Source organism: Mesobacillus boroniphilus (assembly GCF_018424685.1).
GTDB classification, from domain to species: domain Bacteria; phylum Bacillota; class Bacilli; order Bacillales; family Cytobacillaceae; genus Mesobacillus; species Mesobacillus boroniphilus_A.
Genome location: NZ_QTKX01000003.1, coordinates 378,666 through 399,429, shown reverse-complemented (window position 1 = coordinate 399,429; position 20,764 = coordinate 378,666). Strand labels below are relative to the sequence as shown.

General features: G+C 44.0%; 22 protein-coding genes. 6 read left to right on the top strand and 16 right to left on the bottom strand.

The window, feature by feature from the left end; all coding sequences use genetic code 11:
* Nucleotides 1-136: 136 nt before the first annotated feature.
* The 9 genes from DYI25_RS19260 to DYI25_RS19225 form a co-directional block, all read right to left on the bottom strand.
* Nucleotides 137-823: a CpsD/CapB family tyrosine-protein kinase gene (locus tag DYI25_RS19260; protein ID WP_249745551.1), complete on the bottom strand. Its 687-nt coding sequence runs from the start codon at nucleotides 821-823 to the stop codon at nucleotides 137-139.
* A complete protein-coding gene (locus tag DYI25_RS19255) occupies nucleotides 810-1,556 on the bottom strand; it encodes a YveK family protein (RefSeq protein ID WP_213371970.1) in 747 nt (248 codons plus the stop codon). The genes DYI25_RS19260 and DYI25_RS19255 overlap by 14 nt, the downstream gene beginning before the upstream one ends.
* Before the next feature lie 457 nt (nucleotides 1,557-2,013).
* Nucleotides 2,014-2,172 (bottom strand): hypothetical protein, encoded by a 159-nt coding sequence (locus tag DYI25_RS22830; RefSeq protein WP_425374537.1) that lies wholly within the window; start codon nucleotides 2,170-2,172, stop codon nucleotides 2,014-2,016.
* Nucleotides 2,173-2,308: 136 nt separating this feature from the next.
* Nucleotides 2,309-2,731: a protein-tyrosine phosphatase family protein gene (locus DYI25_RS19250; protein ID WP_213371968.1), complete on the bottom strand. Its 423-nt coding sequence runs from the start codon at nucleotides 2,729-2,731 to the stop codon at nucleotides 2,309-2,311.
* Nucleotides 2,732-2,917: 186 nt separating this feature from the next.
* Nucleotides 2,918-4,702 carry an arsenical pump-driving ATPase gene (arsA, locus tag DYI25_RS19245; RefSeq protein WP_213371966.1) on the bottom strand — a complete coding sequence of 595 codons (1,785 nt, stop codon included), beginning with the start codon at nucleotides 4,700-4,702 and terminating at the stop codon, nucleotides 2,918-2,920.
* A gap of 15 nt (nucleotides 4,703-4,717) precedes the next feature.
* A complete protein-coding gene (arsD, locus tag DYI25_RS19240; RefSeq protein ID WP_213371964.1) occupies nucleotides 4,718-5,065 on the bottom strand; it encodes an arsenite efflux transporter metallochaperone ArsD in 348 nt (115 codons plus the stop codon).
* 60 nt (nucleotides 5,066-5,125) lie between these two features.
* Nucleotides 5,126-5,545 (bottom strand): arsenate reductase (thioredoxin), encoded by a 420-nt coding sequence (arsC, locus tag DYI25_RS19235; protein ID WP_102261348.1) that lies wholly within the window; start codon nucleotides 5,543-5,545, stop codon nucleotides 5,126-5,128.
* Between the two features lie 21 nt (nucleotides 5,546-5,566).
* Nucleotides 5,567-6,862: an arsenic transporter gene (locus tag DYI25_RS19230; RefSeq protein WP_213371961.1), complete on the bottom strand. Its 1,296-nt coding sequence runs from the start codon at nucleotides 6,860-6,862 to the stop codon at nucleotides 5,567-5,569.
* Between the two features lie 15 nt (nucleotides 6,863-6,877).
* Entirely contained in the window at nucleotides 6,878-7,222 is a 345-nt protein-coding gene (locus DYI25_RS19225) for an ArsR/SmtB family transcription factor (protein WP_213371959.1), read from the bottom strand.
* A 257-nt stretch (nucleotides 7,223-7,479) separates the two neighbouring features.
* Between DYI25_RS19225 and DYI25_RS19220 the strand changes: the two genes are divergently transcribed.
* The 4 genes from DYI25_RS19220 to DYI25_RS22690 all read left to right on the top strand — a co-directional run bounded on the left by DYI25_RS19220 (nucleotide 7,480) and on the right by DYI25_RS22690 (nucleotide 9,209).
* On the top strand, nucleotides 7,480-7,788 hold the full coding sequence (locus DYI25_RS19220) for an ArsR/SmtB family transcription factor (protein ID WP_213372516.1): 309 nt from the start codon (nucleotides 7,480-7,482) through the stop codon (nucleotides 7,786-7,788).
* 191 nt (nucleotides 7,789-7,979) lie between these two features.
* Nucleotides 7,980-8,150, top strand: coding sequence for a hypothetical protein (locus DYI25_RS19215; protein WP_213371957.1), 171 nt, complete (start codon nucleotides 7,980-7,982; stop codon nucleotides 8,148-8,150).
* 27 nt (nucleotides 8,151-8,177) lie between these two features.
* Nucleotides 8,178-9,041, top strand: a complete 864-nt coding sequence (locus DYI25_RS19210; RefSeq protein WP_213371955.1) for a permease — start codon at nucleotides 8,178-8,180, stop codon at nucleotides 9,039-9,041.
* A gap of 36 nt (nucleotides 9,042-9,077) precedes the next feature.
* Nucleotides 9,078-9,209, top strand: a complete 132-nt coding sequence (locus DYI25_RS22690; protein WP_274609539.1) for a hypothetical protein — start codon at nucleotides 9,078-9,080, stop codon at nucleotides 9,207-9,209.
* 109 nt (nucleotides 9,210-9,318) lie between these two features.
* Here DYI25_RS22690 and DYI25_RS19205 read toward each other — a convergent pair whose 3' ends face one another.
* The 4 genes from DYI25_RS19205 to DYI25_RS19190 all read right to left on the bottom strand — a co-directional run bounded on the left by DYI25_RS19205 (nucleotide 9,319) and on the right by DYI25_RS19190 (nucleotide 12,973).
* Nucleotides 9,319-10,584 (bottom strand): hemolysin family protein, encoded by a 1,266-nt coding sequence (locus DYI25_RS19205; RefSeq protein ID WP_213371953.1) that lies wholly within the window; start codon nucleotides 10,582-10,584, stop codon nucleotides 9,319-9,321.
* 122 nt (nucleotides 10,585-10,706) lie between these two features.
* Nucleotides 10,707-11,258 (bottom strand): undecaprenyl-diphosphatase, encoded by a 552-nt coding sequence (locus DYI25_RS19200; protein ID WP_213371951.1) that lies wholly within the window; start codon nucleotides 11,256-11,258, stop codon nucleotides 10,707-10,709.
* Nucleotides 11,259-11,356: 98 nt separating this feature from the next.
* Entirely contained in the window at nucleotides 11,357-11,857 is a 501-nt protein-coding gene (locus tag DYI25_RS19195) for a flavodoxin domain-containing protein (protein WP_213371949.1), read from the bottom strand.
* Nucleotides 11,858-12,469: 612 nt separating this feature from the next.
* Nucleotides 12,470-12,973 carry a methylated-DNA--[protein]-cysteine S-methyltransferase gene (locus DYI25_RS19190; RefSeq protein WP_213371947.1) on the bottom strand — a complete coding sequence of 168 codons (504 nt, stop codon included), beginning with the start codon at nucleotides 12,971-12,973 and terminating at the stop codon, nucleotides 12,470-12,472.
* 251 nt (nucleotides 12,974-13,224) lie between these two features.
* On the opposite strand from DYI25_RS19190, the gene DYI25_RS19185 reads away from it, so the two are divergent.
* The gene (locus DYI25_RS19185) at nucleotides 13,225-16,272 is read left to right on the top strand and encodes a GNAT family N-acetyltransferase (protein WP_213371945.1); all 3,048 of its coding nucleotides are present in this window, start codon (nucleotides 13,225-13,227) and stop codon (nucleotides 16,270-16,272) included.
* A gap of 11 nt (nucleotides 16,273-16,283) precedes the next feature.
* Nucleotides 16,284-17,138 (top strand): amidohydrolase family protein, encoded by an 855-nt coding sequence (locus DYI25_RS19180; protein ID WP_213371943.1) that lies wholly within the window; start codon nucleotides 16,284-16,286, stop codon nucleotides 17,136-17,138.
* Nucleotides 17,139-17,228: 90 nt separating this feature from the next.
* Here the strand turns inward: DYI25_RS19180 and DYI25_RS19175 are convergent, their stop codons facing one another.
* The 3 genes from DYI25_RS19175 to DYI25_RS19165 all read right to left on the bottom strand — a co-directional run bounded on the left by DYI25_RS19175 (nucleotide 17,229) and on the right by DYI25_RS19165 (nucleotide 20,639).
* The gene (locus DYI25_RS19175; protein ID WP_213371941.1) at nucleotides 17,229-18,188 is read right to left on the bottom strand and encodes an alpha/beta hydrolase; all 960 of its coding nucleotides are present in this window, start codon (nucleotides 18,186-18,188) and stop codon (nucleotides 17,229-17,231) included.
* Nucleotides 18,166-18,738, bottom strand: coding sequence for a helix-turn-helix domain-containing protein (locus tag DYI25_RS19170; RefSeq protein ID WP_213371939.1), 573 nt, complete (start codon nucleotides 18,736-18,738; stop codon nucleotides 18,166-18,168). The genes DYI25_RS19175 and DYI25_RS19170 overlap by 23 nt, the downstream gene beginning before the upstream one ends.
* 302 nt (nucleotides 18,739-19,040) lie before the next feature.
* Nucleotides 19,041-20,639 carry an aspartate:alanine exchanger family transporter gene (locus DYI25_RS19165; protein WP_342032541.1) on the bottom strand — a complete coding sequence of 533 codons (1,599 nt, stop codon included), beginning with the start codon at nucleotides 20,637-20,639 and terminating at the stop codon, nucleotides 19,041-19,043.
* Nucleotides 20,640-20,764 lie beyond the last annotated feature (125 nt).

The following is a 20,764-nucleotide window of genomic DNA, read 5'->3' as shown; positions in this document are numbered from 1 at the left end:
AAAAGAACCTATATTTTTCAAGTTATGAACAATTATTGTAAAATATGACCATCGAGTGTTTATTTTGGAAGCGATTTTTTCTAGACGGAAAAAAGGCTCCGGCAAATTACCGAAGCCACTTATACCCATTCCCAGGTTAATTATAATAATAGTCTTCTGTCCGTTTCTTAGAATCATTTAATATAGTCCCTATTAACCTTGCGTTCACTGCCTTTAGAGCCCCAATTGCTTTTTGTACGTGCTCTATCTTTGTATTTTTGCAGCGGACCACCAGAATTGTCCCATCACAAAGATTGGCTAATATCTGGGCATCTGATACAGCTAAAACTGGCGGGGTATCACATAAGATAATGTCATAAAATTTTCGAGCTTCATACACGAAAGCTTTCATTCTCATCGAGGTCAGTAGTTCAGATGGATTGGGTGGTATAGGCCCACATGTTAAAATATCCAAGTTTTCAACATCACAAGTTACTATAGCCTCATCAGGTAAGGCATCTCCAACAATAATATTGCTAAGTCCTTTATAATTATCCAGGCAAAATGTATAATGCACTGTTGGTTTTCTTAAATCAGCATCAATGAGAAGGACCCTTTTACCTTGCTGAGCATAGACAACAGCAAGATTTGCAGCAGTCATGGACTTTCCTTCCCCAGGAGAGGCAGACGTGATAACCAAGGTTTGAATTTTATGGTCAACCGCGGCAAACTCAATGTTTGTCCTGATAGTTCGATACTGTTCTGAAACTTGGGACTGCGGGTTTATTTTTGTAATTAAATAGCGCATTGCAGGATTACGAAACCGATACTTAGGATGTCCCATCAAGCATCACTCCCTGTTTTTTTTTACTCGTCATTCGCCTTTTGGATTCTTCTGTTTCATCGACATGTGAAATCACCCCGATCACCGGGATATGTAGTTTTTCTGCAATGTCTTCTTCTGATTTTATCCTGGTGTCAATGTACTCCCATAGAAAGGCAATCCCTGTACCTGTCAGGGCTCCTAATAACATAGCAACGAATATATTCAGGAGTTTATTAGGTCCGATTGGTTCAGGTTTAGGTGATAGCTTTGCTTCTGATAATACTCTCACGTTATCTATGTTCATAAGTTCAGAGATTTCATTTTGGAATATCCGTACGGTTGTATTAGCAATATCCACTGCAAGCTGAGGATCTGTGTCAGTGACAGCTACTGTAACCACCTGGGAACTCTCTGCACTGGAAACATCGATTTTTTTCCCTAATACCTCGTTCGACATTTTTAGCTTTAATTCCGTAGCAACCTGGTCCAGGATTCTTGAGCTTTGGAGGATAACCTTATAAGTATTGATCAGTTCCACGTTAGTCCTGATATCATTCTCTGTATACTCCTGATTAGCCCCTGGGTTGTTTTGGTTTACGAGAAACTGAGAACTGCTTTCGTAGATTGGATTGAGGATAAAAAAGCTAATTATTCCTGCTATGAGTCCTGCACTAATAGTCAGAGAAATGATCAGCCACAGCCACTTCCTGATAATGCTAAATGCCCCTTTTAAAATAAGCTTATCTTCCATTGTTCAACCTCCCGGGAATGTGGACAATTCAACTTGCGTCTATGCATGAATATGCTTGACTTATGATTTTAATTACCTATTTTTTGGATGTAACTGGAGGGTGAAAGGTTTTATAGAATATTGATTTATAGTTGTCAACTATTCTTACTAGAAATCAAATCTTGCGAAAACGAGTGCGGTTGACCGTGCCAACTGAAGGAATGGTTATAATGGCGGCTTGAGGAGAAGGAACATTCTTGGATTTCGTGCTATTTTCGATACAAAAATAGTGGATAAGAACGTTCTCGCTTTTATCCTGTTCTATTCAAAAAAGGTGCTAAAAATTCCTAGAGTCTCGCGTTCAGCATCCAATGTTTGTTGATGCCAATCAAGTATTATTCTATGATTTCTTTTTTTTCGGCATAAAAAAAGTCGTTGTGTTCTCTTCTCAAGAAGAGAACACAACGACTATGAAAAACTAACAGCAATCTCCCTCGTTCCCTGATAAAACGAACCCGTTTGCCTGCTCGTCAAAATCGAGCGTCGATTCCTTAGCTTCTATTTCAATCGATGGATCGATTGCTACTCTGATACCATTTGATTCAATTACTTCATCATCTGATTCCGGCTCATCCAGAGCCAGTCCTAACTTTGGCCTACCTCAACTGATGCCGGCAAAGAACACACGGATACCGGTTGCATTTTGCTCTTGCAGCAGTTGTTTTAAGCTGTCTCGAGCTTGATCTGTAATTTTCACAAAACATCCTCCTATCTTACGCGTTTGGGAACAATCTTCTCAGCGCTGCCTTCATTTCTGGATTCACGTTAATGACTTTGCGAATACCCTTAGCCTTTGCTTCAGCTTCTTCAACGCTGTTCGCTTCTCCAAGCTTCAGCAATGTTCCAATCGCTACAGTGCCTGTCCTGTTTTTTCCGCCTGAGCAGTGGAAATAAACATTCTTGCCAGATTCGTATGCGTTGATGACCTCGTCAATGGCCTGCTTCACAGACTCGTCCTGGTGTTCAGCATTGTCGACGATTGGCTGGTGCTTACGATTATAATCATAATCGCCTTCTGTATTTTCTGCACGTAAATCGTACACAACATCGATTTTTTCCTTTTCCAGCAATTCTGGAATGGCGTCTGCTCCGCCAATGTAAATTCGTTTTGGGATTAATTCCTGGTATCCGTTCATTTATGAATCCACCTTTCAGCTATTGATTAAGCTCTTTTCGTAAACTTTGTTGCTTGTACAACCAATAGTAAAAACCGGCAACTGGGTTTTTACTATTTTTCCTGCATTCCCTATTCAGTAGTCTCCTCGAAAAGAGCCCGACGCTTATAAAACTACGGATGCAAGGACAAGTTTGAAAAGCAATAATCAATGCGAAAAACTGCTATTGATCAAGTCCTTCATTTTATCGTACCCGAGTTTTTCTTCTGGCTGCCATGGAACGATGCTCGTCTTCTCAGCAATCTCTTCACTGACTTTCTTGATCCAGACTTTTTCCGCTTCAGCTTTGCTCTGTAAAATAGGGTCCGTCGTCTGCTGTGCATACAGGCTCTGATTGATTACCCACCATTGCGGTTCGATCGAGGCCCGCTTTAAATCATCCCGCAAGCGTGTTGCCTCCAGAACAGGAGTCGCTTCTGGCAATGTAACGATTACCACGCTCGTTTCCTCTGGATTTCGCAATTTCGGCAATAAATTCTGGACACTTTCGGATACCGTACCTGTCGAACGTGATATTTCTTTATGATATGACTTAGCCGAATTCAATAGCAGCAAAGTATGTCCAGTTGGTGCTGTGTCAATGACCACTACCTCGTCCTTAGACTTCTCCACAATATCGGCAAATGCCTGGAATACGGCAATCTCTTCGGTACATGGTGAATTCAGGTCCTCCTCGAGATAAGCAAGGGCTTCTTCATTTAACTGGTTCTTATTTTGCGACAGAACCGCTTCCTTATATGCCTCAACCTCTTTTTTCGGATCAAGGCGGCTGATTGACAAACGATTATAGGCATTTTTCTGCTGGAACGCATAGTCCAGGTGAGCCGCTGGATCTGTTGTCGTCAAATGAACCTTAATGCCTTTTTCAGCAAGACCGACGGCAATTGCAGAAGCGATCGTCGTTTTTCCAACTCCGCCCTTTCCCATTGTAAAAATGATCCTCATATCTCTTTGAGCAAAATCATTTACGAGATCCTGCAGGGAATGCAGACGGTCTTCAGAAAGCTCTACCTCATTGATTTCAACAGAATGAGTTACACTATTGAACATGTGGCGAAGGTTTCCGATTCCGGTCAATGAAAATGGAACATATGGAATCGCGAACATCCCTACTTGCTTCAAGCGAGCAGGCATTTCAGCCAAAGCGCTTTGCTGCCTGTCAAAGAATGCTTTTGATATTCTGTCTTCCTCTATATGCTTCTCCAACAGTCCATTGATAATGACGACCTGGTTTTCCATCCCGATTTCCTTTAACTCTGCCGAAGCCCGTTCTGCTTCGAGCATCGAAGAAGGTTCTGGCCTTGTCACGAGGATCAGTGTCGTCATTTTTGGATCAGACAGAGCTTTTACCGTCGAGCTGTACATCTGCTTTTTTTCACCAAGACCTGATAGCGGGCCCAGGCACGAAGCTCCGTGAGTGCTTTCCTCTAAAAAGCTGCTCCAGGCAGTTGGCAGCTGAAGGAGTCTCAGGGTATGTCCTGTCGGAGCCGTATCGAACAAGATGTGGTCGTACTGACTAATCAACTCCTGGTCGGTAAGCAGGTTGGAGAACTCATCGAAAGCAGCGATTTCCACTGTACACGCACCGGAAAGCTGTTCCTCCATCGTCGCGACCACACTTTCCGGCAATGCGCTCCGATAAGGAGAAATCACTTTTTCTCGATATTGGCGGGCAGATTCCTCCGGGTCGATATTGCATGCCGAAAGATTTGGAACAGATGGGACTTCAACTGGATCATTACCGATTTCAATATCAAACACATCCTGCAGATTCGATGCCGGGTCTGTGCTCACAATCAATACCTTTTTTCCCGTATCCGCCAGCGCAACTGCTGTGGCACAGGCAGTGGAGGTCTTCCCCACTCCGCCTTTTCCGGTAAAAAAGAGATAAGGGGTGTTGACTACATATTTTGGATGGAAAGTTTGGAACATAGCTGGTCTCCCTCCTTACAGCAATTGGTTACGCGGCTTTTCAAGGGTAAGTTCTTTCACATCAACCCCCAGCCAGCTCGCAAACTCTTCATTGGAAGGATAACTGCCCACTTTCTCGACTTTTCCGTCCAGCATTACAAGTGGCAGGGCATCTGGTCCTCTTTCATGCAATACCTGATTCACTTCCTTATGTTCAACGAATGCTGCTGGGTTATTTGCAAGATTATAGCGGCTGATCGGAAAGCCTTTTTTCTCCAAGATAAAAATCGCGGAGGCAACCCTTGTTAATTCCGGATCTACACTAGGTCCGCAGACGCCTGTTGGGCAGCACAATGCCGGGTCAAAGATTTTAATTGTCTTCATCGCTTCTTCTCCTCCCTTAGAGCAACAGCCAAGAGTTTCCCCTTGGCTGCATGATCTTTCTTATTTCCCAGTCTCTGCAAACGTCTTGATGCGGTCGCTGATTTGGTCGCGGACGCGCTGGAAGACAGCCCACTTTTCTTCTTCGGTTCCCTCAGCTTTTGCTGGGTCGTCAAAGCCCCAGTGTTCACGTTTTACATGGGGAGGTGTTACTGGACAGTGCTCATCTGCATGGCCGCAAAGTGTTACGACAAGCTCAGAATTGTTCAGAATTTCAGTATCAATCACATCTGATGTCTGATTCGTGATATCGATGTCTACTTCCTTCATTGCTTTCACAGCGTTAGGGTTCAAGCCGTGCGCTTCCAGACCCGCACTCTTCACTTCCCACTCGTCACCTAGATATTTTTTTGCCCATCCTTCAGCCATTTGGCTTCTGCAAGAGTTTCCAGTACATAAGAAGTATATTGTTTTTTTAGACATAGTAGATTCGCTCCCTTGTTATTAGATAATGAGTAACCAAATATATAGACCTACCAAAGTGATGAACAAAGTAGGAATGGTTAAAATGATTCCTGTTTTAAAATAAGTGCCCCATGAAATCTTGACGCCTTTCAGTGAAAGGACGTGCAGCCACAGCAGTGTTGCCAGTGATCCAATCGGGGTGATTTTCGGACCTAAGTCGGATCCAATAACATTTGCATAAATCAGCGCTTCGCGAACAACACCTGTTGTGTTAGTATCCGCAATCGCAAGAGCATCAATCATGACAGTTGGCATATTGTTCATGATCGAAGAAAGAATTGCTGCGATGAAGCCCATGCCAATCGTTGCGACAAATAAGCCCTGGTCAGCCGCAGCCTGGATGACATCGGCCAGGATGTTCGTCAATCCTGCATTACGCAATCCGTAAACCACCACATACATGCCAATCGAGAAGAATACAATCGCCCATGGTGCGCCTTTGATGACGGTGGACGTATGGACAGCCGGGCTCCTTCTTGCCATCATCAAAAAGAAAATCGCTGCGATCCCGGCAATGAATGATACCGGGATGTTCAGGAATTCACTTGCAAAGTAGCCTACAAGCAGAACTCCCAAAACAATCCACGATAAGCGGAACATCTTCATATCCTTGATCGCTTCAGATGGCTTTTTCAGATCAGACATCTCGTAATTTTTCGGGATGCTCTTGCGGAAAAATAAATACAAAACCAAAATACTTGCACCTAAAGAGAAGAAGTTAGGCACGATCATGCGGGATGCATATTCGACGAACCCAATATCAAAGAAGTCGGCAGATACGATATTGACCAGGTTGCTGACAACCAGCGGCAATGAAGTCGTATCGGCAATGAATCCACTTGCGATGATAAATGGAAACACCATTTTTTCTTCGAATTTCAGGTTACGCACCATTGCCAGAACGATTGGCGTCAAAATCAATGCGGCCCCATCATTGGCAAACAATGCTGCAACACCAGCACCAAGCAGTGTCACATACACGAACATCTTGACTCCGTTTCCTTTGGCGGCCCGTGCCATATGTAGAGCGGACCATTCAAAGAACCCAATCTCATCTAAAATTAGTGAAATGATAATAATTGCTATAAACGCGAGTGTCGCATTCCAGACGATTCCCGTAACATCAATGACATCCTGGAAATCGACAACTCCAAAAATCAAGGCTAAAATCGCTCCACCCACCGCTGACCAGCCAATTCCAAGCCCTTTAGGCTGCCAGATGACCAATGTCAGCGTCACGAGGAAAATCAGTGAAGCAATGATTGCTGTTGACAAATCCAAACACCTCCATTATTCACAGGAAATTCGCTTTCCCTGCTTTTCAAGTTCCGTTAATTTTTCTTCCTGGCTTGGAAGTGCATCCATGAGCAATTGGACAAATTCAAAATGCTCGTACTGTCGGTTCAGTGAATAAAATACCCACTGCCCCCTCCTGCTTTCCTTTACCAAACCTGCATCCTTCAGCTTGCGGATATGCTGGCTGATTGCCGGCTGGCTGGCATCGAACATCGCTACAAACTCACAGACACAGCAATCATGGTCCGCAAGAATCCTCATCATCGTCAAACGCGTCTTATCGCCAAGCAGCTTCAGAATCGCAGCAGCCTGATCCATTTCAATACTTTGCTTAATCAATTACTCCCCACCTCCAATTTACCGTATTATCATATAATGATTTGCTTATATGTTCAAGGGTTATTAGTTGCAGTTTACATATACTTAACATTCCTTATCACAGCGTATTTATAAAATAAATCAAAAAAATTTGATTTAACAGTTGCAAAATGGTTTTGAATGAAATATAATACAATATATCAAGAGATTTTGATTAAGGAGAGCTGAAAGTGGAAAAATTCATTCCTTTAACAGAACTGACCAATAACTCCAAAGCCATTAAGGAACCACCGCTTCAAAGCACCTTTGAAAAATACGAAAAGAAATTCAAAGCCCTTGCCGATCAAAAACGCCTGCACATCCTCAATCTTCTATGCCAGCAAGACTCCAGCTGCGTTTGTGATTTAAGTGAGATCATTGACATGCCACAATCAAAATTGTCGTATCACTTGAAAATTTTGCTTGATGCCAATCTGATCCAAAAAGAAACAAAGGGAACCTGGAGCTACTACACAGTAAACACCGAAGAAATCAACCATCTATTATCTCCAGAGCTTTGCTGCCTTTTCAGACCTAGCTGCTGTTAAGCTCTTTTCGTACACGTGTAACTTTTACAACCTAGAGTAAAAATCGGCTTTTGGATTTTTACGGTTAATTAGTTCTTACTAATCTAAGAACCGTTCGAAAAGAGCAAGTTCAGCAAGGTCTCTTTTTCAAACTTTAAATCAATTTTTTTTGATAAATAAATCAATATATTTTGATTAAGGAGAGGATATATATGTTTCATCAAGATTATCAAGCTTTGGCACAGTTAAAGCAGCAGGAAGTGGAAAGAAAAGCAAGACACGCATGGAAGTTCTTTGAACAGCCGGAAACGAAGCGATTCCCGCGAATTTTCCAAAAACAAAAACAACAGCCTAAATGCTGCCAGGTTCCTGTTAACGCTTAAAATGACAAAGGAAGAAGGTAAAGGAAAATGATTGAATTTCTAAAAAGCTTTTTATGGATCGCCCTTGAATTGACCGTGCTTTTTATTGGGATTTCCTTCTTGATCAGCCTGCTCCAGGGATACATTCCATACGAAAAAATCGAAAAGAAACTGACAGGACGCAATAAAGTACTTGCCAGCTTTGCCGCCATCCTGTTCGCATTTATTACGCCATTCTGCTCCTGCTCCACAATACCTGTAGTCGTCAATATGCTGAAAAAGAAAATCCCATTTTCAATCGTTATGGTTTTCCTCTTCGCTTCTCCGGTACTGGACCCAACAATTTTAACGATCATGGGCGTCGTGATGGGCTGGAAGGTTACCATCATTTACACAGTCATCACGAGTGTTTTCTCAGTCGTCATCGGTTTCACCTTAGATAAGCTGGGATTCCAGCGTTACGTCAAAAATGTCATCATGTCTGGTTATGAAGAAAAGAACCAAAAATTCAATTGGAGATTTGCTTTAGAAGAAACCTGGTCGCTGATGAAAAGTGTCTACCCTTACCTGATCATCGGTGCTGCAATCGGCGCCGTCATCCATGGTCTTGTTCCAACTGAGATCATTACGAAATGGTTTGGTCACGATGCATGGTGGCTGATTCCAGTTGCAGCAATTGCCGGGATTCCATTATATATCCGGCTATCCAGCATGATTCCGATTTCACAAATGCTGATTTTAAAAGGAATGGCCCTTGGTCCTGTAATGGCGATGATGATTAGCTCAGCCGGTGCAAGCCTGCCAGAAGTCATTTTGCTAAAGTCGATATTTAAAAAGCAGCTCGTGATTGCCTTCATCGCTTCCGTTATCACGATGTCCACTATCTCTGGGTTTGTGTTCTATTTCGTGTAATAAATCAAATTTCCTTGATGAAAGGAGGTGAAACTAATGGCTAATATTATCAAAATCCTGATGGGCAACAACTCAAAGTCTGATTGCTGCAGTGTGGAGATCAAGGAAGTCCAGGAAACAGAAGAGAAAAACGAAGCTTGCTGCGGCGATGACGCTACTTGCTGTTAGTGTTTTTACAATAAAAGGAAGACGGCACAATTTTAAAGCATCAATGCTTCCTCAAAAAAGCAAAAAAGGTGGAGCCAGGCATCCAAACAGCCTGATTCCACCTTCTTTTTTATTCTTCAACTTCAAGAACTGGCATGATTTCTACCTTAATGTTACGGATTCGATGGTTTTCTACTTCCTTGACGATGATCCGCAGGTTTTCGTAAACAAATGTATCTCCATTTACCGGGATACTCTCCAAGGTTTCAAAAATCCAGCCTCCAAGGTTATGGTACGATGTCTCCGGCATTGGTACATTGAACAATTCGGCAAAATCATCCAGGTCATACTGTGCATCGAATTCATACGTGCTCTCATCGATCTTCGTCATGATGTGGACCTTTTCATCATGCTCATCCCAAATCTCGCCGACCAGCTCTTCCAGGATGTCTTCAAGCGTGATGATCCCGGATGTCCCGCCAAATTCATCGACGACGATGGCCATGTGGCTCTTTGTCCTTTGCAGCTCAGGCAGCAGCGTCGCAATCTTCATCGACTTCACTACGAACATCGGCTGACGCAGCATCTCACGCACATTGACTTCTTTATTCTGAATCAATTCTGCAAAAAATTCACGTTCGGACAAGAATCCGATAATATTATCTATATTGTCCTCATAAACCGGAACCCGTGAAAAACGTTCTTCAAGGAAAATCTGTTTGATTTCCTCAAGTGGCTGGTTTACTTCGATTGTAATCATATCCATTCGATGCGTTAAGACTTCTCCGACAAGAACATCGTTAAATTCCAGGGATCGGTGCACGAGCTCCCTTTCCTCATTATTAATGACTCCCTCTTCTTCACTGATGTCCACCATCACCTTAATTTCCTCTTCAGTGACGGATGGCTGGACTTCCCCATCCTTCGAGAACATCCTCGATACATTCGCCTTCAACTTACTGAACACGAAGTTGACGGGAGTTAGGACTTTGATCAGCAGCAACAGAATGCCAGAAATTTTTAACGAATAATCCTCTGCATTTTCCTTGGCCATCGACTTCGGCAAGATCTCACCAAAAATCAGGATGAGAATCGTCATACCAAATGTACTTATAATCAGACCGGTGCTCGCTCCGAACAGGTCGACGGCTACCTTGGACGAAATACTCGCCGCGGCAATATTGACAATGTTGTTTCCTACTAGAATCGTAGACAACGCGTCATCGAAATTCTCGGAAATATACAAAGCATTCTTGCTTCCAACGCGGCCTTCGGAAACATAATTCCGCAGCCTGATTTTATTGACGCTGGAAAAAGCGGTTTCTGCCGATGAAAAGAAGGCAGATAAAAGAATTAAAACACCTAATAAAATGACTAAACCTATGGGAACTTCCAAAAAAATTCACTCTCCGAAAAAAAAATTTGTCAGAATATATTTTACTGTTCTGTTCGATATAAATCAAATACTCAAACTCAGCTTCATTAATGTACGATTTACCCGGCGCTAAGGTTTCATAATCAGATATTTTTCATTTCCTTGCCTGCCAAATCATTCTTGTTCACATACTTCACTTTTGGAATCAGACGATAGCCGATATAAGCAAAAGCTGAACCTAGTATTGCCCCGACAGCGATATCCGCCGGATAATGTACGCCTGCCCATATCCGCGAAATACCAACAAGCAATGCCAGCAAAGCCCATAAATAGGTATGCTTCCTTTTAAACAGCCAGAACGTAACAGTCATCGAAAAAAAAATAATCGTGTGGTCACTTGGAAACGAGTTGTTCACTTCCATATCAATCAATTGATTAACTTCGGCAAGCGCTGCAAACGGCTGGTGATTTGAATGGAAAATGCCCGCAAGTTTCCCGGCCACCTCTGCCAACAAAATCGCTACCAAACCGCTCACCACCATCAATCGGTCCCCCGGATTCCTGCTGAACAAGTATATAAGGACAGCCGCCGCTAAAAGGTAAATCGCATTGTTAGCTATAATGACCATGACCGGATTCAAAATCTCGAATTCCTTTCCGGCGTCATTGATCATTCTGAAAAGCTCAATGTTCATTCCGTTAAAACACTCTCCCCCTAACAAATTAATTTGATTATACAACATATTCATACGGAGAAAATAAAAAAACGAAGGCTTCAGCAAAGCCTCCGATTCTAAACAAGTAAAAATTTATTTTGTCGATTGAATGTATTTGCGAATTCATTAATCGCGCCCACATCCAATTTCGATAAATCCGTCGTCTCTCCGCTCACACTCTTCGCAATTATTTTTTCAAAGAAGTTCATTTTCGAAAAAACAAATTCACCGCCAAATAACCCTTTCGCTATTGCCGCTTCCCTCAAGTTGGGTGGGAATGCATTTTCAAACTGAAGATGTGCTTCCTGCCCTTCCCTCATGCAGCAAAGAAACAGGCCGAGATTCTTTCTTTCCAGCACGTCTTCATGCTCTTTCATGAATTTCTTGATTTTCCCCTGGATGCTGCCAGCATGGATGGAACCGCCGATCACCACTGAATCAAATAACTCCAGATCCGAATGGAGCTTCGTCTTATCCAGGTTGATGACTATAACATCCCCTTCAATCTGCTTCCGTAAAAGATGTGTCGCTTTGGCTGTCGTACCATGTGTTGAGCAGTAAACAATCAAACTCTTCATTAGATCGCCCCCATCAGCCCTCTGGTATCGTGCAATTGTCCATTTGGGTTCATTATAGCTTTTAGGCACAAGAAAAGTGTGAAAGATGTATGGCAATTTTCTTACAATTCAAGTTTAAAATAACAGGGCATTCCCGTATGACCTCATTCGGAGTCCAAGTTCACCCTGCTTGTGACCGTATTCGTGATTCCTTTTCCTTTTCGGACACATGTTGGCTCCTCTTGTTACCGAAATCTTGACTCCTCTTCCTTTTCGGACACATGTTGGCTCCTCTTGTGACCGAAATCGTGTCTCCTCTTCCTTTTCGGGCACATGTTGCCTTTTCTTGTGACCGAAATCGTGTTTCCTCTTCCTTTTCGGGCACATGTTGGCTCCTCTTGTGACCGAAATCGTGTCTCCTCTTCCTTTTCGGGCACAAGTTGGCTCCTCTTGTGACCGAAATCGTATCTCCTCTTCCTTTTCGGGCACATGTTGGCTCCTCTTGTGACCGAAATCGTGTCTCCTTTTCCTTTTCGGGCACATGTTGGCTCCTCTTGTGACCGAAATCGTGTCTCCTCTTCCTTTTCGGGCACATGTTGCCTCTGCTTACTTACATACTGAACTTCGGGCACATTAACTTCTACAATGGACTTTCTCCAGTTCCAACAACTGCTGCTTCATTTCAATTCCGCCTCTATACCCGGTAATCGCGCCGTTTTTACCAATGACGCGATGGCAGGGAACGGTAATTAGGACTGGATTTGCGCCAATGGCGGTTCCAACAGCTCTTACAGCAGCAGGCTTGCCGATTTTTTCTGCGATATCGGAATATGTATAGGTCTCCCCATAAGGGATTTCCCTTAAGGCGGTCCAGATTGCTTCCTGGAATGGTGTCCCTTTTACATCGACCGGCAAAGAAAAATCGATGAGCTTTCCTTCAAGATATTCAGTCAATTCATGCATGTACTGTTTCAAAGCTTCTGCATTTTTTTCGAAAACAGCAGCAGGCAAACGTTTGACCATGTCTTCATAGCTTTCTTCCGGTGATCCGACATAGCATAAGCCTTTGTCTGTCGCCGAAATATAAATCTCGTTACCATTAAAATGAAGGATGTCCCAATAGATTTTTTTCTCCACTACTCCTCACTCCTTCTAAGTGTCTTTTCTTCATTATAACTAAAAAAGGAAGCCACCATATTTATAATAGTTATTTTTAAAAAACATTATATTCTAAATTTTCTTTACACTAGTAAAATTTCCCTTTACGATGAATATGGAGTGCAAAAACACTCCCATCAAATCAAAGGAGGTTCAGTAGTATGGACAATTCAAAAAAGCAGCAACTTATTTTATCTAAAAAGGAAGATGGCCCATAGCTAGGGAGGAGAATGGACGTGACACAATTGAATAAGCTTATCCAAATCGAGAAGTATCATGAAGGATTGGCGGCTGGGGTCGCCAAGATGTGGAATCTGAGTCGTGACGGCTGGGGCGGCGATACGCGCGTCATGACGGAGGATCAGGTAAAAAAGAAAGAGGCCAACTCTGACAACATCGAGCTTTACCTGGCACTGGACGGTGAGGAAGTCGTCGGTTACTGCGGATTGTCTGAGTATAAGGAGGATACAGGCTCGCTCTATATCCCCCTGCTCAATGTCCGCACGGATTATCACGGGCATAAGATCGGCAAGAACCTCTTGCTTAAAGCCCTGGAAAAAACGGTGGAGCTTGGCTGGCCTCGACTTGATCTTTACACTTGGGCTGGAAACACGAAGGCCGTTCCGCTTTATAAAAAATGCGGATTTTTCTGGGAGGACAGGGATGATTCGACCCACTTGATGAATTTCATTCCCCAGGTCCTGAACACGCCTCTGTTAAAGTCGTTTTTTGAAAAATTGGATTGGTATGAGCACAGCACAAGATTAATAGAAGTGAAGCCGGACGGAATCAAGGAAAATGGTTTTACTTTCTATGAATATAGCTGGCAGAACGCAGAAACATCAGCTAGGGTGCAATTCGAACGAACAAGCCGCGGCATCTGCTTGATTGAAACAGATGAGTTCATCCTGCAAATGAAATTGGCAGACCATGAAGTCATCCAGGAGGAAGAAAGGGAATTTGAAATCAAGATTATGAACAAAGGGACAGCTCCCCTTTCCTTCAAGGCAGACGGTAATGACAATGGACGCATTAAGTATGATTTCGTTGCGGAACAAATGGTAGAAGATGAATCTACTATAACCGCCACATTCACCGTGGAAAAGGGAGACGAACCGAGCCACTGGCGGACGCATCCAACCATCAAAGCGACTGTTTGGATCAACGAGCTAGAATGCGAGTTGAAGCTTGGCATCTTCCCAATCAATCCGGCAAAAATAGAGGCCAGCTATTCAGGCAATCTATCTTTCCTGGAAAAAGAGACGTCTATTAATGTTGAAATAACGAATAACCTGAGAGAGAACGCTGAATTTCAATTAATCCTCCCTGAAAATGAGCAGGTTGTATTAGAAAAGCAAACGTTCACCGTGGAAATTCCTGCTCGTGGCCGGAAGACGTTGTCTGTGCCTTTAACGGTAAAACAGCATGGATTTTATAATCCTGAGCTGACGATTACAGCAACAAAAGCGGATGGACAAAAACTCAATTTCGAACAGGAAATCTCGGTTGCTTTCAAAGGATTGGGAGAAAAATTCGGCGGTGAGTCGAAGGATTTCTGGCATATTTTCAACGGCCTTGGACAGATTAATGTCCGAAAACGGGATCTGCTGATGACAGCCGCTAAAAACAACAAGAAAAATCAGCCTTTTGCCTTCATGACGCCGAAGCTCGGAAAACCATATTCGCTCGAGTTCACGAAGAAAAAGCCTTCCTCAGTAACCTGGGAGATTAACGATTCCTGGATTGATATGAAGCTTAGCCTGGAATCTGCCGAGATGGAAGGACTATTTTTAACACAGACGTACCGCTTGTTCGGTGATGGAATCATCCACACATGGGCTGAGGTTGAGAATAAAGGGGAAATCCCCCATCCTGATGTGGCCTTCAGCCAGCCAGTCTATCATGAATTCGAGCACGTTTACTTCCCACTGGATGGCGAGGTTGTGCATTTTACCGAAAATCGACTCATGGAGATTGGCGAGCTGGACACAAAGAGAATCACAGGGAACTGGTATTTTACCGAAGGACATTCCGGGCCAATCGGATTGGCGTGGTCTGAAGGCAGCAACGCTGGTCCTGAAAGCTGGCAGTTCATCATCGAGGATCAATTCGGCAAGCTGGAGCCGGGTGCAAGAGCAGTGTCTGGTGTTATAACCCTTTCACTGGGAGCCTTCCAGAATGTCGACGAAATCATCGCCTACGCACAGCAAGTGCCGGTCCAAAAGAAACCTGAAACGACGAGTGAGTTAAGCTTCAATGCTGATCAGTTCGTGATTCAGCCTGATGCTGTCACGGATATCACTTTAAAAACGTACCGAAACAGCTACCTGAATGGAACATTGACGATTGGAAATGAGATTCATGCGATTACCGCGGAGATGGAGAAAACGTCTCATTCTATGACAGTACAAACAGCACCATTAGAGCCTGTATCCATTCTTGAAGCCACCTACTCAGGCAACGGGACGGAAGCTAGATTGAGAGAAATGCTGCTCTCTCCTTCAGGAAGTGTTACTGCCGGCAAGGAAGATGACACTTTGATCATCGATAACGGCGTCATTTCCCTCAAGGCAGATTCGGATTTCTATCCTGGAATCTATTCAATGGAAGTGAATGGCCACGAATGGTTCGACCACTCCTACCCAGAGCTGACGGCAAAAAGCTGGTGGAATCCATGGGCCGGCGGAATGAAGACTGTACCGGACGGAATCAATACCTTTTCATTATTAAAAGAAAACAGCTATGCTGAAGTGGTAGAAGTTGCGGACAGTGAAGGCAACAATTGGACCGGACTGGCAATCACCACTGAGTTCAAGGAGCATAAGCAGTGGAAAGGCGTGCAGTACACGCAATATTATTTGATGCTTCCTGGCGTGCCGGTTGTCGGTTCTTTTGCAGAAGTGAAGGGCAATGGCGGGAAAAATCTTGCCGATGAAGTTTGGATCACAGACATGTTTATTGGCGGTAACCAGCTGACTGATGTGCAGATTTCTGTTAAAGACAGCCAGCAGGCACATGCGTATCATGCAGGCAGCGAGGAGATTCCTTTGCTTCTGGATGGAGATTCGTATTTTACCTCGAACAACTCGGAGGATAAGTTTTACGTTATACCAAACAACGATGCAGACCGAACTGAAGCGTACACCAATAAAGAAGTTTTCCAGCTCGTCTCAAGGCATAAAGGGGAATTTGCGAAAAGTGCTCCCCTGTTCCTGCTGTTTGATGAACGCAGACTGACCGGTGACTTGCTGAAAAAACTGAGAAGAGTTCAATTTTAAGAGGAGAAAACATGAAAATCATCGATGCCCATATACACCTATCAAACATAAAATCCTTTTACGAAACAGCCGAGAAGCTGTCGTTCGTTGATTACTCCAATGCTGGAATCCTTAAGGAATTCAAGGAGGCCAATGTGGTCCTCGGCATCGGCATGGGGTTGACCGAGACTGATAAAATGGGCTTCCCGGATTATGAAGCACGGACGCCAATGGGGCTTGATTTAGAGGCAAATGTGCCGGACAATATCTTCTGCTGCGCCGGGGTCAATCCTTATGACCTTGGTCCCGACGCTCTCATTCGGCTGGAGGAAGAGCTTCAAAAGCCGAAAACGGTCGGAATCAAGATTTATCTTGGCTACTACCCTTTTTATGCCTATGATGAAGTTTACGAACCGATCTACAAGCTGGCGGCAAAATACCAGCTCCCGGTCGTCTTCCACACTGGAGATACGTATTCGGAGCGTGGTTATTTGAAATACTCACACCCAATGGCGATTGACGAGGTCGCGGTCAACCACCGTGATGTGAATTTCATGATGGCCCACTTCGGGGATCCCTGGACACTGACGGGAGCGGAAATCATCTATAAAAACCCAAATGTATTTGCCGATTTGTCAGGACTGATCGTTGGCACGAAAGAAGAATTAGATAAGCGCAGCCAGGGACGTTTCCTTGACCACCTGCGCCACGCTCTTGAATTCGCCGACTCGTACGACAAGCTGCTATTTGGCACAGACTGGCCTTTGATCCCGATTGGTCCTTACATCAATTTCATTAAGGATCTGATCCCGCCGGAGCACCATGAGGATGTATTTTACAATACGGCACTTAAGGTGTTTCCTAAAATTAAGGCGTTTTTAGAGTAGAACAAGAAGAGGTTCCATGATTAAGGGGTCCAATCATTAGAATTAGAAGAGGAAGTCCCATTATCACTATGGTAATGGGACTTTTAACATTTAAAGATATCTTTGTAGCCAGGAAGTCAGATGCTTAACAGCCTCAGGATGAATTGGTTTCCCGATTGTTTTTAAATAATCCTTCTTGTAGGTTGATGGGGACATTGGCGTAAGCTGTTCCTTCAATCCATGGTCCATGTTTTCGACGACATGGATTTCGCATTCACCCTGGACAAATTGTTCAATACGCTTCAGCTTTTCAGGGTTGGCCTGAAAATCCTTTGTGCCATTGATCGCCAGCACCGGGCAGGCCACCTTTGTTAAAGCTTCTTCTATATTAAGGGCAAAGTGCTCCCTGAAATACTTAGCCGGCATTTTGATGAAGCCCAGCGTTTTCATTACGTCTTTATCAGATTCAACCATTTTTTTGTAGGTACCCTGAGCTTGTTTTTCGGCTTTATCAAGGGTGTTCAGCTTTTTGATGATGAAGCCCTGGATTCCCTTCTTTTCTCTCATCTCTTTATAAAGTAGCTGTCTTTGATGATCCAATGCTTCCTTGAGCGTTTCACCGCCACCTGAAAGAAGGACCAATCCGGATGCGGGCCTTCTTGTATTGAGAGCAGTGCCGACCATGCACCCTTCGCTATGTCCGATAATAATCAGCTTGCTTGGTTCGACTTTCGGATGTGCTGCCAGCATATCCAGTGCTGCCTCAGCATCATTCAAGGCATCAGAAAGCCCGGCAGAGTGAAAATCCCCCTCGCTTTCACCAACTCCTCTTTTATCGTAGCGGAACGTAACAAACCCAAGTGAAGTGCATAACTCAGCCAGGTCTTTATATAAGTCGAATTTAAATTTGCCTTTAGGTGTGCTGCCGTCACGGTTCAGCTTACCAGATCCCGGCAGGAACACCATTGCCGGATAGGTTTCCTTACCTTGATCCGGAATCAATAATGTCCCTTTCAAACTCACGTCACTTTTAAAAGAAATTTCTTCTTTAACCATTTGGGCGTTCATCATCCTTATTCCCCTCTTCATCGGTATGGTAGGTTGTCAAAATATTTGTCATTACTCGTTTCTTTCTGTTCGGCGCTTCTTCATTTTGGAGCAGCGGCGTAATCAGTTCGACGTACTTCCTGATGAATTCACTATATTCTTCATCGCTGGCATATAATGTTGCCGTCCTGAAGCTCGCCATGTCTTTTTGGAAATCATAATTGGGCTGACGGATATAGGCTTCAAAATCCATCAGTACATTGGCCAGGAACTTCATAAAATACTCCAGATGCTCATCGGGACCAGCTTTTAGCACTTCTTCCCTTGAAATGACTTCATTATTTTTCGGCAGGGCATACACTTTCTCGATCGTTCCGCGAACCTGGTTTTCCTCAACCACCTCAATGACTTTCGCATCAAGCAGTTTTTTGAGATGGCGATACAAAGTCGCCTGTGGCACCTCCGGCAGCTTCTCGGCAATTTGCTGGACTGTTTTCCTCCTTCCGCTGGATAACGTGTGAAGAACCTTCATTCGTACTGGATGTAAAATTAAATCTGCTTTCGTTTCCTTCATCGTGATCACCTGCTATATATTAGTTTGCGATTATTATCATTATCAATAATGATAATATAATCCTGTTTGAAAATAATGTCAATAAAATTTGGATAATTTTTCTTATAATTCTGTGACAGACACTTCTACAATTTCTTGACCAATTTCTATCCGCCACAGCACTGCTGACTGACACTTTTCTTCTATTTTCCAATTAAGTTCTGTCCATCATAGCCTCGATGACGGACGCTTTTCTTCTGTTCCAACTGGATTCTGACCGTCAAAAAAACTCCTGCTGGATTCATCCAGCAGGAGTTAATAGTTTATAAAAAGAACACCAAAACCTGCGATGCCACCGCAACGGATATAAGCGCAAATGGATATGCAGCTGCATAAGCAATCGCGGGATCTTCGGAATCCATCAACTGGTTGGTGGCCCCTAGTCCAGGTGTACTTGTCATGCCACCGCACAATGCTCCTAGTGAGTGAATGATGCTAAGCCGGAATATCTTTCTTGCAATGAAAAAGCCGGCTACGACTGGCAGGATCGTAATGATCGCACCGCCGATTACAAGATTAAAGCCTTCCTGCTGGATGACCTGTACGATTCCTTTTCCAGCTGTAGTACCAGCGCCGGCAAGGAATAAGACCAGTCCGATATCGCGAATGACCTGGTTTGACGGCTGATAATAGCGCGCATGGATGGGGCCAAGCTTTCCGAAGTGGCCGATGATCAAGGCGATGAACAACGGTCCGCCTGCGACGCCGAATGTAATCGTGCCAAGCTTTGGAAAATGGAAAGGAATCATACCGGCAATCACACCCAGCAGCAACACCAAACTCAACGACAGGATATGGATATTGGTAACCGTCAGTTTTTTTCTGCTGAACAGCTTTTCTACGTCATCCAAACGGTCTTCACTGCTGACAAGAGTCAGGACATCGCCTCGCTCCAATCGCCATTTCGAATTCTGGTTGAATTCAAAACCGCCGCGTTCTATCCTTGTAACCGTCACTCCATATGTCCGTCTTAATTCAAGCTCCCTGATCGTCTTCCCGATCAATTCCAATGAATCTACGATGATCTTACGCAGCTTTACATTATCGTGATTTTTCAGATTCGTCTGAACTTCTCTGCCAATGTCCTCACAAAGCTTTGTCAAATCACTCCGGAGACCTACAGCAACAAGTCTGTCGCCCACCAGGATGACCGTATCATTCAGGGCTATAATGTTCCTGTCACCGCGGATGACGCGGCTGATGACGACCGTATTGTATCGATTGAACTCCAGTTCTTTTAACGTTCTTTTATTAATCGATGGACTGGTTACCTCGATTGTCATGACTTCAGGCGACTCATCATTGCGAACGGGACCCGATTTCTTTTTCAAGTCTTCCGCTAAATCCACCTTCAGGACGCGCGGCAAAAGCTGTACGAACAGAACAACCGCCAGTACTCCAAATGGATAGGCAATACCGTAGCCAACAGACGCGAGCGGATCCCCAGTTGCCTGTAGGGCCGCGGCCAGTCCCGGTGTACTCGTCAGCGCACCGGTCATGATTCCGATGCTCAATGCCGGCGACAGATTGAACAGCTCGGCCACAATAATAGTAGTGACTGATGCAACGAGAACGATCAAAAGGCTTATGATTCCAAAGACAATCCCGCTCGTTTTCATCATCCGAAAAAAGCGGGGCCCTGCGGATAAGCCAACTGCCACGATAAATAAGCCAAGGCCCAGCTGCTGGATGATCGGCGACACCTGGTAGCCGAAATGACCGAATACCATTGCCGCCAAGAGCACTCCGGATGTTCCCAGGCTTAGCCCCCGTATTTTTATTTCACCCAACGCTGAGCCAAGAAATAATATCACAAATAGTAAAATTAACGGTTCCTCAAGCAAACCCATTATGCCGTCCACAGATGATTCCTCCAATAATTGCGTTTGTGAAAACCTACACAATTTAGAATATCACGATGCCTGGCCATTTCATAACCAGACATTGACGAATTTAGTACAAAACAACATCCCTCTGGTGAAAAAGT

Bases quoted from the DNA above. Each gene is read 5' to 3' on its own strand.
- DYI25_RS19260 (WP_249745551.1), bottom strand. From the start codon at position 823: ATGGGACATCCTAAGTATCGGTTTCGTAATCCTGCAATGCGCTATTTA.
- DYI25_RS19255 (WP_213371970.1), bottom strand. From the start codon at position 1,556: ATGGAAGATAAGCTTATTTTAAAAGGGGCATTTAGCATTATCAGGAAG.
- DYI25_RS19250 (WP_213371968.1), bottom strand. From the start codon at position 2,731: ATGAACGGATACCAGGAATTAATCCCAAAACGAATTTACATTGGCGGA.
- arsA (WP_213371966.1), bottom strand. From the start codon at position 4,702: ATGTTCCAAACTTTCCATCCAAAATATGTAGTCAACACCCCTTATCTC.
- arsD (WP_213371964.1), bottom strand. From the start codon at position 5,065: ATGAAGACAATTAAAATCTTTGACCCGGCATTGTGCTGCCCAACAGGC.
- arsC (WP_102261348.1), bottom strand. From the start codon at position 5,545: ATGTCTAAAAAAACAATATACTTCTTATGTACTGGAAACTCTTGCAGA.
- DYI25_RS19215 (WP_213371957.1), top strand. From the start codon at position 7,980: ATGTTTCATCAAGATTATCAAGCTTTGGCACAGTTAAAGCAGCAGGAA.
- DYI25_RS19210 (WP_213371955.1), top strand. From the start codon at position 8,178: ATGATTGAATTTCTAAAAAGCTTTTTATGGATCGCCCTTGAATTGACC.
- DYI25_RS22690 (WP_274609539.1), top strand. From the start codon at position 9,078: ATGGCTAATATTATCAAAATCCTGATGGGCAACAACTCAAAGTCTGAT.
- DYI25_RS19200 (WP_213371951.1), bottom strand. From the start codon at position 11,258: ATGAACATTGAGCTTTTCAGAATGATCAATGACGCCGGAAAGGAATTC.
- DYI25_RS19195 (WP_213371949.1), bottom strand. From the start codon at position 11,857: ATGAAGAGTTTGATTGTTTACTGCTCAACACATGGTACGACAGCCAAA.
- DYI25_RS19185 (WP_213371945.1), top strand. From the start codon at position 13,225: ATGGACGTGACACAATTGAATAAGCTTATCCAAATCGAGAAGTATCAT.
- DYI25_RS19180 (WP_213371943.1), top strand. From the start codon at position 16,284: ATGAAAATCATCGATGCCCATATACACCTATCAAACATAAAATCCTTT.
- DYI25_RS19175 (WP_213371941.1), bottom strand. From the start codon at position 18,188: ATGATGAACGCCCAAATGGTTAAAGAAGAAATTTCTTTTAAAAGTGAC.
- DYI25_RS19170 (WP_213371939.1), bottom strand. From the start codon at position 18,738: ATGAAGGAAACGAAAGCAGATTTAATTTTACATCCAGTACGAATGAAG.